This is a genomic window from Planctobacterium marinum (genome assembly GCF_036322805.1).
GTDB classification, from domain to species: Bacteria; Pseudomonadota; Gammaproteobacteria; order Enterobacterales; family Alteromonadaceae; genus Planctobacterium; species Planctobacterium marinum_A.
Genome location: NZ_AP027272.1, coordinates 2,372,531 through 2,388,495 on the forward strand (window position 1 = coordinate 2,372,531; position 15,965 = coordinate 2,388,495).

At 46.2% G+C, this 15,965-nt stretch carries 11 protein-coding genes and 1 pseudogene; 4 read left to right on the forward strand and 8 right to left on the reverse strand.

Annotated features, from left to right (window positions below):
* Positions 1-35: 35 nt before the first annotated feature.
* Positions 36-1,877 (reverse strand): FAD-binding oxidoreductase, encoded by a 1,842-nt coding sequence (locus AABA75_RS10700; RefSeq protein WP_338292601.1) that lies wholly within the window; start codon positions 1,875-1,877, stop codon positions 36-38.
* A 126-nt stretch (positions 1,878-2,003) separates the two neighbouring features.
* Here AABA75_RS10700 and AABA75_RS10705 point away from each other — a divergent pair, with 126 nt between their 5' ends.
* On the forward strand, positions 2,004-2,606 hold the full coding sequence (locus tag AABA75_RS10705) for a hypothetical protein (protein WP_338292602.1): 603 nt from the start codon (positions 2,004-2,006) through the stop codon (positions 2,604-2,606).
* A gap of 5 nt (positions 2,607-2,611) precedes the next feature.
* Here the strand turns inward: AABA75_RS10705 and AABA75_RS10710 are convergent, their stop codons facing one another.
* From AABA75_RS10710 to AABA75_RS10725, 4 genes are all read right to left on the reverse strand, one after another.
* Positions 2,612-3,220, reverse strand: coding sequence for a MarC family protein (locus AABA75_RS10710; RefSeq protein ID WP_338292603.1), 609 nt, complete (start codon positions 3,218-3,220; stop codon positions 2,612-2,614).
* Between the two features lie 94 nt (positions 3,221-3,314).
* On the reverse strand, positions 3,315-4,538 hold the full coding sequence (locus AABA75_RS10715) for a DUF1552 domain-containing protein (RefSeq protein ID WP_338292604.1): 1,224 nt from the start codon (positions 4,536-4,538) through the stop codon (positions 3,315-3,317).
* A gap of 40 nt (positions 4,539-4,578) precedes the next feature.
* The gene (locus tag AABA75_RS10720) at positions 4,579-7,710 is read right to left on the reverse strand and encodes a DUF1592 domain-containing protein (protein WP_338292605.1); all 3,132 of its coding nucleotides are present in this window, start codon (positions 7,708-7,710) and stop codon (positions 4,579-4,581) included.
* A gap of 5 nt (positions 7,711-7,715) precedes the next feature.
* Positions 7,716-9,512 carry a cellulose binding domain-containing protein gene (locus AABA75_RS10725; RefSeq protein WP_338292606.1) on the reverse strand — a complete coding sequence of 599 codons (1,797 nt, stop codon included), beginning with the start codon at positions 9,510-9,512 and terminating at the stop codon, positions 7,716-7,718.
* 40 nt (positions 9,513-9,552) lie between these two features.
* On the opposite strand from AABA75_RS10725, the gene AABA75_RS10730 reads away from it, so the two are divergent.
* The 3 genes from AABA75_RS10730 to AABA75_RS10740 all read left to right on the forward strand — a co-directional run bounded on the left by AABA75_RS10730 (position 9,553) and on the right by AABA75_RS10740 (position 13,692).
* Positions 9,553-10,766, forward strand: a protein-coding gene (locus AABA75_RS10730; protein WP_338291436.1) for an IS3 family transposase whose coding sequence is annotated in 2 segments (ribosomal slippage) — positions 9,553-9,889 and positions 9,889-10,766 — 1,215 coding nt in all. Because the reading frame shifts where the segments join, the coding sequence is not laid out codon by codon here.
* A gap of 532 nt (positions 10,767-11,298) precedes the next feature.
* Positions 11,299-11,679, forward strand: a complete 381-nt coding sequence (locus AABA75_RS10735) for a hypothetical protein (RefSeq protein WP_338292607.1) — start codon at positions 11,299-11,301, stop codon at positions 11,677-11,679.
* A gap of 162 nt (positions 11,680-11,841) precedes the next feature.
* Positions 11,842-13,692, forward strand: a complete 1,851-nt coding sequence (locus tag AABA75_RS10740; RefSeq protein ID WP_338292608.1) for a methyl-accepting chemotaxis protein — start codon at positions 11,842-11,844, stop codon at positions 13,690-13,692.
* 66 nt (positions 13,693-13,758) lie between these two features.
* Here AABA75_RS10740 and gpmA read toward each other — a convergent pair whose 3' ends face one another.
* From gpmA to AABA75_RS10755, 3 genes and pseudogenes are all read right to left on the reverse strand, one after another.
* A complete protein-coding gene (gene gpmA, locus AABA75_RS10745; RefSeq protein ID WP_338292609.1) occupies positions 13,759-14,505 on the reverse strand; it encodes a 2,3-diphosphoglycerate-dependent phosphoglycerate mutase in 747 nt (248 codons plus the stop codon).
* A 229-nt stretch (positions 14,506-14,734) separates the two neighbouring features.
* The gene (locus AABA75_RS10750) at positions 14,735-15,001 is read right to left on the reverse strand and encodes a cation:proton antiporter regulatory subunit (RefSeq protein ID WP_425325598.1); all 267 of its coding nucleotides are present in this window, start codon (positions 14,999-15,001) and stop codon (positions 14,735-14,737) included.
* 15 nt (positions 15,002-15,016) lie between these two features.
* Positions 15,017-15,940, reverse strand: a pseudogene (locus tag AABA75_RS10755) (ATP-grasp domain-containing protein); the annotation flags it as partial.
* Positions 15,941-15,965: the final 25 nt, after the last annotated feature.

A 15,965-nucleotide genomic window follows, 5' to 3' on the forward strand; every position in this document is an offset into this window, starting at 1 on the left:
GCACACGAATGTCGGGTGGTGGCTGTCATGCTGCGCTAGATTATGGTCTTGCGAGTGCGCAGATGGTTGTATATGTCTTTGACATATGACTTTTTAATTGCTTTCAGTGGTTCATAATTTTCCTGAAAGTATATTTTAGTGGCGATACCAGGGTCCTTAAAACTGATGAACGCGCCATAGGCGCCATCAATTTTGGTGGACTGAGAGACATCAATCCAGTCCATCGCTCGATTGGTATCCACAAACACTTCATTGGTTTGCAGCTCGATTTTGTTTTTGATGGATTCATTCCACCAGGTTTGATATTGAATGGTGTACTGGCAAGGGCGATAGGGGAACGCTACCCCTAAAACACCATCAACCTTTTCCGGCCCCTGACACGCGTCTTCTTGCGAAATATTCATGTTTTGATAAAACTCACCGGTGATTGCACCTAAGGTGACGTAACTAAACAATCCCAGTTGCTCGTTTTGAGGGCTCAACAGATTTGATGACAAGGTTTGAATGAGTTGTTTTCTGCTGGTATCAGTCCATAAACCAGAAGCCGAAGAGGGTACCAGTTTAGAGCTAATTTTGTGTGGTGCTGGAGCATCGTAATCAGGGGTAAAGGGGGTACCTTCCAAAAGTGCGGTCTTACCCAAACCATATCCCGAGTATTGGCTGACATCGGCCAGTGAGTTTCTACCCCAATCGCCCATCAGATTGGACGGATATTTGGCGGCCGGATCAGTCTGGCCTGCACCATTAGCGGGGTAGATCACAATATGTCCATTTTTTCCACCGGTTTTAGAGAAAGCCTGGTCGATAAAGTCCAGCAGAGTTTTATCATCGCCCTCCCAATAACCGTACATCAGGCAGTGATGATACAACCCTTTTTCATATTCTTTATCAAAATCACCTTCAAAGGGAATGGCGTTAATTTTCAGGTTAGTGCCCAGCAGCGCCTCATTTTGTCCATTGATGGCCTCTTCCCATTCCTGCAATATGTCAATTGTCGGATATTCGTGACTCGGAGTGGGGCAGTCATCTGCAAGCTTGGTGGTGCAGGGAGTATTCCACTCAATCGTAAAGCGATGGATCTCTTTTGGTAAATCGAAGGTTTGTACTTTCCATTCTGTAACTATGCCATAGCTCATACCGCCGCCGCCCCGCAGGGCCCACAAAATTTCAGAGTGATTATCTTCCGTTGCTTGAATAATCGAACCATCGCCTAATACAACGGTGGCTTCTCTTAGATGTTCACAGCACATGCCGTGTTTTCGGGTCCATGGTCCCCAGCCTCCGCCTTGGATAAAGCCAGAAAGGGCTACAGTTGCACAGGTACCATGGGGGAGCATTTTGTCCTTCTGAGCCAGAGCGGGTGTCAGCTGATAGAATCGATAACCCGCACCAATGGTTGCAACACCGTGTTTATCTATGGAAATTTCGGGTTTTATGCCAGTGACATCGATAAGCACTGTATTGTCACCGCTGGATTCTCCTGCATGATCATGACCGCCTGTTCTCACCCGCACAGGCAAGTTATATTTGACGGCGGTTTTATAGGTCATCACTACGTCTTGAGTAGACTGGCACATGGCAATAGCAAATGGGTGATACTGATATCGAGTGTTAAATACCAGCGACTCTGTTTGATAAGTATTCAAACCTGCTACCTGGCTGGTACCATTGTTTGTTGGTGTTAAAAGTCTGTTTTTATCAAAGCCCTGCGCTATCATGGCTTCAAAAAACAACTGCGCATTGTTTACAATGTCGGAGAACACATAAAGTACTTCTCGTCGCTGTTGCATCGGTTCCTTAATATCAGGCTCCATGTGTTCGACAGAATGAAGTACAGGGGTAGTGGCAGAAATATTGAGTCTTTTGGATTGAGTCATGGCACTGTTCCTTTTTATATTCCATGTGAAGGGATAGTTAATTCAACAGGCTCAAGTGTAGCGGTAAATAATATATTTACCATTAAGTGAAAATGAAATAATAATAAAAGTAAAAAGTGAAGAAAAATGAAGGAAAGCAATAAAGAGCTGAGTGTAATGGCGGCAGTCACCATTGACGGTAAAGCCCTCAGTGCAAGCCATCAAGTCCATAGTATTCAAATCACCTTAAATGCCGATGACGAGAGTTTGGCAACGGTAACCATCAATGAGTCTTCTCAGGCAACTGATAGCATTCATTTTCCTGATAGCATCCAACCTCATTCTGACATCGAAATTGCTTTGGGCTACGACACTGCAGCCACTGTATTTTCCGGGACCCTGATTGCACTTGAAGCGCGAGTGGCTTCAGGCTTGGGCACCGTGGTGGTATTGAACGCCGTGAATGACGCAGATTATCCGGAGGCAAACGAAGTTTCTGTTTGCTTTGAATATGGTGAATCATTATTGGACTTTAATGGTGTAACGCATTTTGAAGGCAGCTCCACTGAGCAAAGTGCTTTTCCCTGTGAAGTGGAATTAACGGTGCAGGGGCAAGCTCACTTGTTGCCGGGGCAAAAGGTCGCGCTAAAAAACTGCAGCGCCTGGTTTGATGGCAACTATCAAATACTGGCCATTCGTCACACGATGGAAAACGGCAACTGGTTATCGCAATTGGTGGTGTGCCGCTAGTTCCGCTAAATCGGTGCTTTTTGTAATAACCCAAAGACACCGTTGATAAACATTTGCACGGACATGATGAGTAGTAACATCCCCATCAGTCGCTCAAGCGCTAACAACCCTTTGTCTTTTAATACTTTAAGCATAAATGGTGCTGACAGCAAAACCAGCATGGTGATGGTCCAGGCAATCATAACGGATAGGGTTAACATGGGCAGGCTTAACTGTGAGGTTTTCGACATTACCATGAGTGTTGCCAGTGCTGAAGGACCGGCAATCATGGGCATGGCAATAGGTACCACAAAGGGTTCTCCCTGACCGCCAAAAATGCTCTGGCCTTTTGGCGGTGGGAAAATCATCTTTATGCCAATCACAAACAAGATCACACCACCGGCGATAGTTACCGCTTCAGCTTGAAGGCCAAACAATTTCAGGAAGCTTTCTCCGAAGAACAGAAAAATAAGTAATAAACACAGACCTATGATGGTTTCGCGAAAGATAATTTTGCGTTTTCGCTCTTTGGGCACATCTTTTAATACAGAAAGGATAATGGGGACATTACCGAATGGGTCGATTACAAATAGCAGTACAAGGGTAAGTGAAATAATGGAGTCAAGAATTTCCAAAACGATGTTCCTGTAGTAATAAACGACGCAGCATGGCCTATTGTAGACCATACTGTATCTTTTCCAAGTGTTTGAAAATTCAGGACTTTGAAGATCAAGTTAGTACGCCAGGAATTTCCTTTCCGTAACCTAAATCAACATTGCAGGCCTTGGCCGCTGTATGCAGTAAATCCCAATGATCGTAACTGCTGCCTGCCGCGGTCGTAACGCCTCGATTTATGGCGCTGCCACCGCCAGCAATCATTAAGGGCACATCGCTATTACTGTGTAAATCTGCATGGCCCATATCTGTGGTTTCTACCACGACCGTGCTGTCTAATATCCCTGCGGCTCTGAGTTTGTTGATGAGATAGGCGGTAAAACTACCCAGGTGATTACGCATTTCAACGTAATAAGGATAATTTGCCTGACCGTTGCTACCGCCGTGAATAGACTGGTGATAGATGCCTTGGTAGTTCAGCCCTGGAAGTCGGAACTCGGATTGGTGGTTGCCAAAACCAATAGAAATCGAGGATGTCAGGTTGCAGGATAATGCGGCGACCGCGATGTCAGCTTGCAAGTGCGCCTGCTGGGTAAACGTATCATGGGACAAGGTAAACTCTGTGGCATCTGGTGCGATGGAGCAGGTGCTGCCGCCGGACAAATCATCTAAACGCCGTTGCGTGTCTGAAATGGCATCCAGATGGTCATCCAGGCGTTGAGTCTCGTAACCGGCTAATTTAGTTTTAATGGCATTTGCCGCCTCAGCATGGGCATCCAAAATCGAGGTTTTCGGGTTGGCGTTGACGTTACCAAACAAAAGGCGAAACGCGGTAAAAGGGTTGTCTTCAAAAGGAATTTGGTTCCGGTTGTCTTTGGTCAACGCGCCCTGGCCGTTACTATGCACGCCCAAGTTAACATAGGTAAAAGGCAGAGCGGGCCCAAGGGCTCGTCCCATTACCACATCATAACTGTCACCACCCCAGCTATTGGCGAGTACCACAGGCATGCGGCCATGGCCGGCATTGGCATGAGACATATTGAGTAAAAAGTTACATTCGGTTTTAACCGAGTCATAGGCCGCTGACATGGGTGCCATGACCATATCCTCACCACTGCCTGATGGCGCCCATAATCTGTGCACGCCGCCACCAGGGATGTAGATCGCCACGGTTTTATCAGGTGTGCTGCTTGCCTGGGCTTCCACATTTCGCGCGTGCAGAATACCCGCCATCAGTGGCGATGCCCGCAACAGTGTTTGAGTTATGCCTGTTGCGGCCATGGACTTTAACAGGTCACGGCGATTAAATATGTTTGATCTGAATTTTGCTTGTTTCATGGTTTAATCCTCTTTACGTCTACCTTGATTTGAAAGGGGCTCAGTCGCGAGCCCAGGCTTTTCGGTAACGCACTGATTCAAGAGAACCAAAACGTTCGAACATGGCGCGGGGACTTTCATTCATCAGCGCGTCGGTTAAATCTTCCACCTCGCAAGCATAGCCAGCCTGCTCCATCTCACTCATGGCACTGGTGTCAGGATTGCTTGGGTCTATTTCCTGGTGACCAACCCCCATCACAAAGCGGAACATTTGCTTGGGTAAACATGATTGCGCAGAATCTAATCCTGTCAGCACTTGCCCAAGGCCTTTGGCACCCAAAAACGGTAGAAACTGGTCAATATCACTGTATCTCTCAGGCGCATAGAGTTCGCCGTTTGCATCTATGGTGTTACCTTGTAAATCGTTGCTTCTGACACGACCAGTCGTGTCAAAATCTTCCATGCCGAACCCCAGTGGGTTGATATATTGAGTATGACAATTTGTACAAGGTGCATCTTCAGTGAGTCGGTGATACTTCATCCGATTCGTCGTTTCAGGGTCTTGCAGAAACTCGGACAATTCGGCCAGTTTTGCTTCACGGGCAGCAAAGGTCCCTGCTGGCGGATCCGGCTGTTCCTGACACATCATTCTTCTTCTGACTCGAACGGAGCGAAGGATAGGGGAGGTTTCAACCGCTTCGCCCCAGCGAGACATGAAGGCGCCGTTAGCCAGGATCCCACCTCTATCGGACGTGGTTACTTTGCGAAATTCGTCACCGCTAACCCCATCTATGCCATAGTGCCGTGCCAATGTTTGATTAAGGAAGGTGAAGTTTCCGGCATACAGTGAGTTAAAGGATTCTTCATCATCCAGCATCACATAGGCAAAGGTTTGATTTAGCTCTTGCTTCATATCAGGCACTAAATTGGCAAAACCCGGCCATACATCCGTATCTTTTGCGGATAATTCAAGTTCTCCAGTGCCAAGCCAGCTGCCAATAAACTGCCCTAGAATACCTTCGGCCTGGCCAGCGAGTCGGTTGGCTTGCGCAATGATATTTGCTGTATCGCGCAATTCATCCTTTGCAGCCGCTTCGTGCAATATTTCATCGGGAGTGGAGCCGGTGAAGGTGTATGCTAAAAAGGTGGCCATTTCCCAAGAGGTTAATTCGAATGCGTCGGCGTCCAATGACGGATTCTCAGGGTTCGGCTCACCGAGTTCATGTCGGTATAAGAATTGCGGAGACGACAACAGCCCCTCTAATGCCAGTTGCATTCCGGCTTGAATATCACCATTGGTTTCGCTGCCATTGGCAATGCTAAGCCAGGTAGAGTTTTCATTAGCATCTAATGGACGGCGGAATATTTTGGGGGCCAATTCATCAATCATCAATTGTGCACAATCCAGATCGATAGCGGCGCAGCTTAGTGCAGGGGCAAAATCCTGTTCAGCCGACCATTGCGCCACTTCTTCTGCAACCAGTAAAAAGTTACTGTATGAGGAAGGCACAAAAGAAGCATGGGTGTTGTTGCTAAAAAAGCCAATTTTATTATCAGCAGAGAGCCCATCTGCCACCACATAATCAATACCCATAAGGTCCTCAACACTGTTTTGATACTCTTGTTGCGTTAATATCTTCAGCTGTCTGGCGCCATAACTCACAGGGGTTAAGCTGGTGTCGCAAGTAAGCTCTGTTACCCATAAGGTTTCGATAAAAGCAGCGACATCCTCGGCACAACTCTGATCGCAAGAGGCTGGGCTGCCAAATGGCATGGAGGTAACAATGGTATTGATCATGGTAGACAAATCCATTTCGTTGTTAAGGGCCGGGAAACTGCCAACGCCTTCACCATTAACGCCGTGACACCCCGCGCATTGCTCCATGAATATGGACTGTCCGCGCACAATTGGGTTGCCCTGGGTGACTTCAACCGTGGCGGTGTTTGTAGCAAGAGAGGGCACGCTGTCATTGAGTGCAATAACCTTATAACTGTATTGGCCTTCATCAGGTAAACCTTCACTTAACTGAGTCACGTTGGAAGACAGTTCGGCAATCGTTTGCCAACGGCCATCTGCAGGTTTGCGACGCACAAGAAACTGCGATTCATTGGTGCTGTTATCTTGCCAGGTTAATTCAGCCTCCAGATCATCAGTATTAAAGTTAGCTGTGAGTGACTCTGGCTCTGCCGGGGCTGTGGGTATCAATAACGGACCATTGTCAGAGTTGGCTTTTTCAAACACTAAATTGAAATAGACGGGAACAGCTTCACCGATTGAAGTCAGATTGGCGATAACGCGCAACGCTTCGATACCGGCATCCATATCGAAGCTTTTGCTATCAATGATGACAGGTTGAATGTTGCTTACGGATAGCTCAGTGGCTGATATTTTGCTCACCAACACTTGAGCGCTGACATCAAGACGAATCCCGTGCAAAGACAACTCTCCGGTAATGGTATCTTGTGATACTTCACCCGACTGGAGTTGACTAAGGTAGTCCTCTCCTAGTTGCAAGCTAAACCAGGCATCTGGCAGGTATAGTGTCTCAAACAATAGAGATTGTAGGCGACTGTTGCGGATGTCCACTCCTGTTGCAACATCGGTTAAATCGATGCGCAACAGCGCTTCTCCGTTTTCATCAATGGAGCCCGATATTGCCGGTGGCTCATCTTGAGGCGAGGTAAAGCTATTGATCTCGGCGGTATGTTCCTTTTTAACTGAAACATAGGTTAACTGAGAGTTTTCAGCATTTAATAACCAATCATCAGACTGGCTTGCATTGGATTCTGACAACGGCACATCACTACAAACATCACCACTTATCACCATAGTGGTATCCGCGCTAGCCCCGCCTTTGTTGGCAACAAAGCCAAAAGTATATGCCTGGCCTTCATTGATCACCGGTTGCCATGAAGGTGGTGTTGCAGAGCATTCACTACCATTGCAGCTGAATGTTGCATTCCAACTGTTAACAAGCGTACTGCCATCACTAAATTTCCAGGTTAACTGCCAATCACTAAAAGCAGGTTCATTTTGGTTAGTTATGGTGATCTCAACTTTGAATCCGTTGTTCCACTCGTCAACGACATCCCAGGAACAAGTGGCAGCCTGGCCTAACCCGGGTAAAGCGAACAAGCTAACCGCAAGGTAACTCAGGCGCAGCGTTTTATTTTGCAATGCTAAACATTTCATGGTGCTTACTCCTGTGCAGCTTGTGGTTGAAACAGCAGGTGGAAGTTCACCGGCACGGCATAGCTGATTGAAGCAAGGCCCGCCAATTCTTTAAGCGTTTCGATACCTGCGTCCAGGTTAAAGTCTGTAGCGTTGATGATGATGGGCTGAGTATTTACCACCAGTAAACTACCGCTATTTAACTTGCTGACGCGCAAGCTGGCAGAGACCGCAACTGATAGACCATGCATATTGAGCAGGGCTTCAACAGTTAAAAACTCACTGGTACCCACAGCCATAGCGCTGATTTGCTCGGCATCGAAACTGAGTAGTACTTCGGTCTCACTGAATGTCGCAGTGTCAAACAGGTGTTCTCGCATGCGCTGGTCACGTGTTGCAATGCCTGTGTCGACACTGTCCAGGCTAATTCTCAAACTAGCATCACCCTGAGTGGTTAACTCTCCAGCTATTTCAGTGAAAGTATGACTTTCCAGAGTATGGAGTTTTTTCGTTGAAACGAACCACAGTGCAGAGTTAGCCGAATCAAGTTGGTAATCCTGCGGTTCACCCGTCATGGTATCAAACACCCTGATGTCGATAACTTCTGCCAGGGATTCACTGTTACCATCACTGACAGTCAGTTGTACTTGATAGTCTCCAGGCTCCGTAAAAATATGAGTGGCTTCACTGGTTGTTGCAGTGCCACCATCACCAAAAGTCCAATTAAAGGTTATGGGGTCGTTATCGGCATCAGAGGAATCACTACCTGAAAAGTTCACCGTCAGTGGTGCATTACCGGAAGTTTCCGATACAGATACAATGGCAACGGGTGGGGTATTTGGAGGTGGTGCTACACCATCACAAAAACCACTTAACGAAGGAATGGTTACGTCTCCTTGATTGTTATCTTTTTGGGCATTAAAGCCAAACTCAACGAAATTACCTGGTGAAATAGTGCTGTTGTAACTGGCATTGCTAATGGTGTAAGGATTGTTACCAGTATACGCAGAGTTCCAAGTTCCGGTTACCATGGTATTGTCTGAAAAAGCCATGATCACTGTCCATGAATTAGCGGTATTGGGGCTTTGATTGGTTATGCGTACCTTGCCGGTGAAGCCTGAATTCCACTCGTGCTCAACAAAAAATTCGCACATGCCGTTTTCAGGCTCGGGCTCTGTGGCAACAATGGTAACGCTAGCCGGAGATGATTCGCCATTGTCATCAACGACGGTGAGCTGTACCTGATAACTGCCAGCGCTTTCGTATGTATGAGAGGTTTCAGCACCGCTGCCAGATTGCCCATCACCAAAATTCCAATGCCACTGGGATATCTCACTATTTTGAGATACCGAAGAAGCGCCATTAAAAGTAACCGTAAGCGGAATTTGGCCCTCTACAACATCTTGTTCGATGACGGCTTCCGGTGCCATTACAACACTATCAGTATCACAAACACCGGACAGGATTGGGCTCTCAGCATTTACTCCTGGCGTTCCTTTTTGCGAGTTAAAGCCAAAGGTAACACTGCTTCCTGGGTTAATGGTTTGGTTGTAACTGGCGTTCGTAAAAGTGTAGGGGTTGCTTCCGGTGAAGCTAGAGTTCCAGGCTCCAGTGACTGTTGAGCCTTGTGAATAGGCCAGTCCCACCTGCCATCCTGTTATGGTTTGCTCTCCATCGTTAGTTATTTTAACTGAGGAGGTAAAACCTGAGTTCCATTCGTTCTCTACGTTAAATTCACATTGTGCAGCCCAGCCAGAGCTACTTGATACGATACCCATCAATAATAAGCATCGAATACCTGAAGGCTTTTTCGATCCCAACATTGTCCCGTCCTGAAATGTGTTTACACATTTAGGACTTATTATGAGAAACCCAGATAAACAACGCGTTAAACGAACTCAACGTGATTACACCTTAGGCTTTAAATTGGCCGTTGTAGCGCAAGTCGAAAAAGGCGACTTCACCTACAAACAAGCTCAAAAGCACTTTGGCATTCAAGGCCGAAGTACAGTTCTCGTCTGGCTACGAAAGCATGGTAAGCTGGATTGGTCTGAGCCTTTGATGCATTCACTTATGTCTCAATCCAACGAAACACCCGCCCAAAAGATTAAGCGTTTAGAACGCGCATTAGCTGATGCTGAACTCAAAATTGATGTTCTGGAAGAGGTAGTAACCCGTGTTGATAACGAGTGTGGGAGTAACTACAGAAAAAAGTACTACGACAAGCTCTCTGGGCGGGAAAAGTTGAAAAACGAAGAAAGCTAGCTCGTTGTTGTCGCCTATTCGGATTTACACCTCAAGGGCTTTATCAGTGGGTTAAGCGGTTTAACGATAAGCAGCAGAGGCTAATGCCGGTTAAGGACATGGTGCTGTATTGGCGCCAGTACATGCCGCGGATTGGGACTCGAAAGCTCTACCAACTGATGAAACCAGAGCTTGATAAACTTGGCATTAAGTTGGGGCGTGATGGACTGTTTGATTATTTACGCGCAGAAGGCATGTTGGTTAAACCCAAACGTAGTTACACAAAAACAACCGACAGCCGTCACTGGATGAAAAAGCACCCGAATCTACTGAAGGACTATCAACCTCAACAGGCTGAGGATGTGCTTGTGAGTGATATTACCTACGTGAAGTCAGATGCGGGTACGCACTATTTATCATTAACAACGGATGCATATTCCCGAAAGATAATGGGGTATGAACTCAGCGATGAAATGAAAGCAACAGATGTGGTTAAGGCACTCAATATGAGTATCAAGCATAAGTACTATAACCATCCAATGATTCATCACTCAGACCGAGGAGTGCAATATTGCTCTGAGGAATATCAGGCTGTCCTGAGAAATCACAACATTACTCCATCTATGACCGATGGTTATGATTGCTATCAGAATGCCTTAGCAGAAAGAATCAATGGCATACTAAAGCAGGAGTTCTTGTTGCATCAGTGCAAGAATAGGCGGGAATTAAAGCAACTCGTGGATGAATCGATATACATCTACAATGAGATGAGGCCGCACTTGAGTTTGGGAATGAAAACACCTAACCAGGTGCATTACGAAAAAGGCCGATAGATAAAATCTACCGGCCTGCATAAAACGTCAACGTATTTTAGGACGAGACACATGGCAATTAAACCTATTCAGTTGTTAATAACTGGATCCTATGTCAGGACTTGGGTTAAAAAAATTATCAAAACTCATACCTATGAGGGGCTGAGTTGTACCTTTATATACTAATAAGGGTATAAATACTGCGCGGATAAATATGGAGAATGTGGAGGCCAATATTGATTTTTTAGCGTGCATTTAACGATTAATTGTCACTAACCCCAGTAGCGATAAAGGGTGCACTCACTGTTGGTGTAAAAAATTGATTACACAATGTGTTTTTGCGCTGTGTTTAGTCAGAACATGAGTACATAATTGTGCAAGTCATTCCCTCAAAATGAGTTTTAAAACTCAATACCTGACTATAAAAAACAATAACTAAAATACACCTACGCATTCTACTGGTATTGTTCAGTATTTTATTTTTGAGTTGCACGTGTTACCTGTCACACAATACAATCTGTGACAGGTAACATATTCTGCTGAGGTCCTAACTTTGAAAGCATCTGAACTTTTTTCTGTGCAACAGTATTTGCTGCGGGCAGTTTCCCGGCCTTCTTTTTGGTCTGGTATTGATTATCAAACTAAAAATGATGCGATAGCTTGCTTGCATCAGTTACCCGATGAGTTTGCTGCCTGGCAAGACTGGATTGCCGTCCATTTAAATGATGAACAAAAACAAAAGTTAAATAGCTCAATTCGCAAAGCCCGGATGCGCGACAAGGGCAAAAATATCACTGTTTCAAAGCAAGCTCATCAAATGCTAACCCTGTTATCGGATGGTGGCAGACTCACCTTGTCTGAGGTTATAGAGCACAATTTGCGCCGCGCTTATCAAAAAAGACTTAAATCAGCAGATAATAAGGATGGTGGATGAAATCAGATGGAAAAAGCGTTTTTTTGCCAGGAATGCCTTTTAATCCTGTCGCCCTTTGAGTAATCTGCCAAGTTCGTATTTGTCAAAAAAGACAAATCAACACATAACCATATAATAAAACAACAATAATCAGCTTAAGCTGATGTAACGTGGAAACAAGCAATGAACTCCATAAGTATCCGAGCAAGGCTTATGTTGAGTGTCGGGGTTGCCGTCTTCGTATTGGTAACTATTAACGGCATCGTCAATTATATGCAGGCCCGTTCTGGCCTGAAAGAAAGTGTCACGGAAATCATCGCAAGGACAGGCGAAAACACCACAAGATTCGTTTCAAACTGGTTTAAAGTTAAAAGCCAGATAGTCTCAGGTGCTGCAGAAGCGTTGCAAATGGGCAATGACATCCAAAATACCGTGCAGCAAGGCCAGTTAGCAGGAAAGTTTGAAGTCATGTACGTGGGAGCCGGAGACGGCAGGATGCTGACTTATCCAGCGATTAATTTGCCCGCAGATTATGATCCGCGCTCGCGCCCTTGGTATCAACAGGCACAGCAAGCTCGCAAACAAATCGTCACTCCGCCATATCAAGATGCCAGCTCCGGTAATATCGTGATGACCTTTGCTCAACCTGCGGATGCCGATGTTATCGCTGCCGACGTTGAATTAGGTGATGTCGTGAATGAGGTGCTTGGTGTCAAAATCGGTGAGTCAGGTTATGCCGCGCTCATTGATGGTGAGGGAAAATTCCTGGTGCACCCGGATAAATCTATGGTAGGTAAATCCTTGTCTAGCATGGGGCGTGGTGTTCGCTTAAACAATACAGCTCAAGAAATAGAGATAAAAGACAAAAACTGGCTTGCGGCTACCTTTGAGATTGATGGTGTTGACTGGAAGTTACTGTTAGCGATGGAAGAGTCTGATGCGATGTCTGGTTTAGGTATGATTGCCTTTACCAACGTGCTGATTTCTGCTGTTACCATCGCCATGGTTGTATTGGTTTCTGGTTTCATGATCTCTTATCTGTTACAACCCTTGGTTACGCTGAATAAAGCCATGTCTGATATCTGTAAAGGTGATGCCGATCTTACCCGTCGTCTGGATGTAGCCAGTAACGATGAAATAGGGCGCTTGAGTCAATCTTTTAACCGCTTTGTTTCTATCATTCACGACCTTGTGGCCGATACCATGACATCGTCGACACAACTAACGGCCCTGTCAAATTCTGCCAGAGATAATGCGCAAAACAATAACAGCGCGATTCAATTACAACAGTCGGAAATCAGTCAGGTGGCCGCGGCCATCAATGAAATGTCCACCACTTCATCTCACGTTGCCGACAATGCCACAGATACCGCAACTGCAGCACAAAGTGCCGCGGAAGAGGGGAATAATGGCATGAAAAACGCGGAAGAAAACAAGATGCGTATGGAGCGCTTAACCAAACAGATTGATGAAACTACCGTTGCTATTAATCGCCTCGACGAACAAGGACAGCAAATCAACAGCATATTGGCCACAATTCAAGGTATTGCCGAGCAAACCAACTTACTGGCTTTAAATGCTGCCATTGAGGCTGCGCGTGCTGGTGAACAGGGACGTGGCTTTGCTGTGGTAGCAGATGAGGTTCGGGCCCTGTCAGGTAGAACTCATGAGGCCACTGGCGAAATTCAGAACGTGATAAAAGAGCTTCAGGAACAAACACAAAATGCAGTGAGCATCATGGAGGATAGCAAAGCACTTACTGCCGAAACCGGCACAAGCGCTCAGGAAGTGACCAGTAGTTTGATGCGTATTGCCGAAGCGATTGAGGATATCTCTGGTAGAGCCAATACCATTGCCAACGCATCTCGTGAGCAGTATACCTCAACAGAAGAAATTAATCGTATCGCTACGGCCATTCACGATGCCTCCAACCAGCTGGCAGAGAATGTTCACCAGGCCACAACGCAGTCAGACGAGTTGCACGTGCTAAGTGAACAGATTGATGGCAACCTGTCTCGCTTTAAAGTGAACTAAATGTGAGCTAACTCAGAAACAAAAAAGCCGCTTCATTTGAAGCGGCTTTTCTATTGTATAGCTCGATTATTTAGACTTGCCTTGATTCGCAACGGCATCCATCATCTTTTTGATTTCTTCAGGATCGCCAAGGTATTGCTTATTCAGCGGTTTTAAGTTTTCGTCCAACTCATAAACCAGTGGCACACCTGTCGGGATATTCAACTCCAGCACTTCTTGATCCGACATATCGTCCAGGTACTTAACCAACGCACGTAAGCTATTGCCATGGGCAGCAATGATGACTTTCTTACCGCCGCGGATTTCAGGGACGATGGTGTCGTGCCAGTAAGGCAAAACACGGTCGATGGTTAATGCCAAACTTTCCGCTTTTGGCAGTATGCGTGGATCAATGCCGGCGTAACGCTTGTCATGCGCGGGAAAGCGCTCATCAGATTCTTCCACTGCCGGGGGCGGGATATCAAAACTACGGCGCCAGATTTTTACCTGATCTTCACCGTGCTTTTCTGCCGTTTCAGCTTTGTTCAAGCCCGTTAATGCACCATAGTGGCGCTCGTTTAAACGCCAGTGACGCACTACAGGAGTGTACAGCTCGTTCATTTCGTCCAGTGCAATCCACAGTGTGCGCATGGCACGAGTTAACACAGAAGTGAAAGCCAGATCAAAGCTGAAACCGTTTTCCTTTAGCAGCTTACCAGCCATTTTGGCTTGAGCTACGCCAGTATCAGTCAAATCGACATCATGCCAGCCGGTAAAGCGGTTTTCTTTGTTCCATGTGCTTTCACCATGACGAATAAGTACGAGTTTATACATCTACATGTCTCCTTTAACACTGAGAGATATTTGGGTTTATTTGGATTTTGTGCGCTTAGTAGGGTGGCAAGCGGTTGATGCAGCTAGTGTAAACAAAGCCGTTGCTGCTGTCATGGGCTAAATGGCAATTCAGACCAGATAATTTCGAAGGCTACAAGAAATAAAGTGCATGGAAATAAAACCGCAGCAGTGCCAGCTCTATACTGGTACTGCTGCGTTATAAAAACCACTAACCGTTACTGTCTCTGGTAACTTCAGTATCGGGCAAGTCTTGAATTTTAGGTGAACGTTTACGCTGGGCTTTTACTGGCACCATGCCGCGCATGGATTCCAGTTTACCGAAGCAGAGCAATTTGTCTTCTTTCTCAAGAACACGCTCGGATTTGGGGTTAGGTATCACCTTATTACCACGGTATAACGTCAGTACATTGAGGTCTTTCTCTGACAATCCGATTTCTGCCAGCTTTTTACCCACATAGTTTGAACCTTCGGGCACATAGATCTCACTTACCCCATAACCTTTACTGACGGTAAGGCGTTGACGAATATCTATTTCCGGGAAATCCACTTGAGCGGCAATATAATCAATAATGGCACCAGCGATGTCCAGTTGGGTACAGTTTTCAATGCCTTCAAGTCCCGGGGAAGAGTTCACTTCCATGATTTGTGGCCCGGTAGAGCTCTCAAGCATATCAACACCTGCGACGCGTAAGCCCAGTATCTGTGCTGAACGGATGGCTGCCTGTTCATATTCCTCTGAGAGTTCCACTTGTTCAGCGCGACCTCCGCGGTGCACATTACTTCTGAACTCCTGACCTTGAGCCACACGGCGCATAGCGGCAACGACGCGATCACCAACCACCAGAGCTCGAATGTCTTTACCCCGACTCTCCGCCACAAACTTTTGAATAAGTACGTTTTGCTTTTGGCTTTGTAAAAGCTCAATGATGGCTTCCGCTTGTTTTACGGTATCTGCCAATAGTACTCCAATGCCTTGAGTACCTTCGATGAGTTTGATTATCACCGGGGCGCCACCAACGCGCTCTATGGCAGGTAAAACATCTTTTTTGTCGCGCACAAAGGTGGTTTCTGGGATCCCGATATGATGTCTGGCAAGCACTTGTAAACTGCGCAGTTTATCGCGCGAGTTATTGATACCGTGGGCGGTATTCGCACAGAACACATCCATCTCTTGAAATTGACGAACGACCGCAGTGCCATAATAAGTAATGGAAGCGCCAATTCTTGGCAAAACCGCGTCAAAGTCGGCGATTTCTTTTTGTTTGTAATACAGGTCGGGGTCACCTTGTTTCAGGTCAATGGCAAACTTCAGTGTATCCAACACCTTTACGTCAAAACCACGGTCTTTGGCTGCCTCTTTTAATCTTCGAGTGCTGTAAATATTTGGGGAACGGGACAATATTGCCAATTTCATAAAGGCTCTCCTTATCAATTTCCAC

Bases quoted from the DNA above. Each gene is read 5' to 3' on its own strand.
- AABA75_RS10700 (WP_338292601.1), bottom strand. From the start codon at position 1,877: ATGACTCAATCCAAAAGACTCAATATTTCTGCCACTACCCCTGTACTT.
- AABA75_RS10705 (WP_338292602.1), top strand. From the start codon at position 2,004: ATGAAGGAAAGCAATAAAGAGCTGAGTGTAATGGCGGCAGTCACCATT.
- AABA75_RS10715 (WP_338292604.1), bottom strand. From the start codon at position 4,538: ATGAAACAAGCAAAATTCAGATCAAACATATTTAATCGCCGTGACCTG.
- AABA75_RS10720 (WP_338292605.1), bottom strand. From the start codon at position 7,710: ATGAAATGTTTAGCATTGCAAAATAAAACGCTGCGCCTGAGTTACCTT.
- AABA75_RS10725 (WP_338292606.1), bottom strand. From the start codon at position 9,512: ATGTTGGGATCGAAAAAGCCTTCAGGTATTCGATGCTTATTATTGATG.
- AABA75_RS10740 (WP_338292608.1), top strand. From the start codon at position 11,842: ATGAACTCCATAAGTATCCGAGCAAGGCTTATGTTGAGTGTCGGGGTT.
- gpmA (WP_338292609.1), bottom strand. From the start codon at position 14,505: ATGTATAAACTCGTACTTATTCGTCATGGTGAAAGCACATGGAACAAA.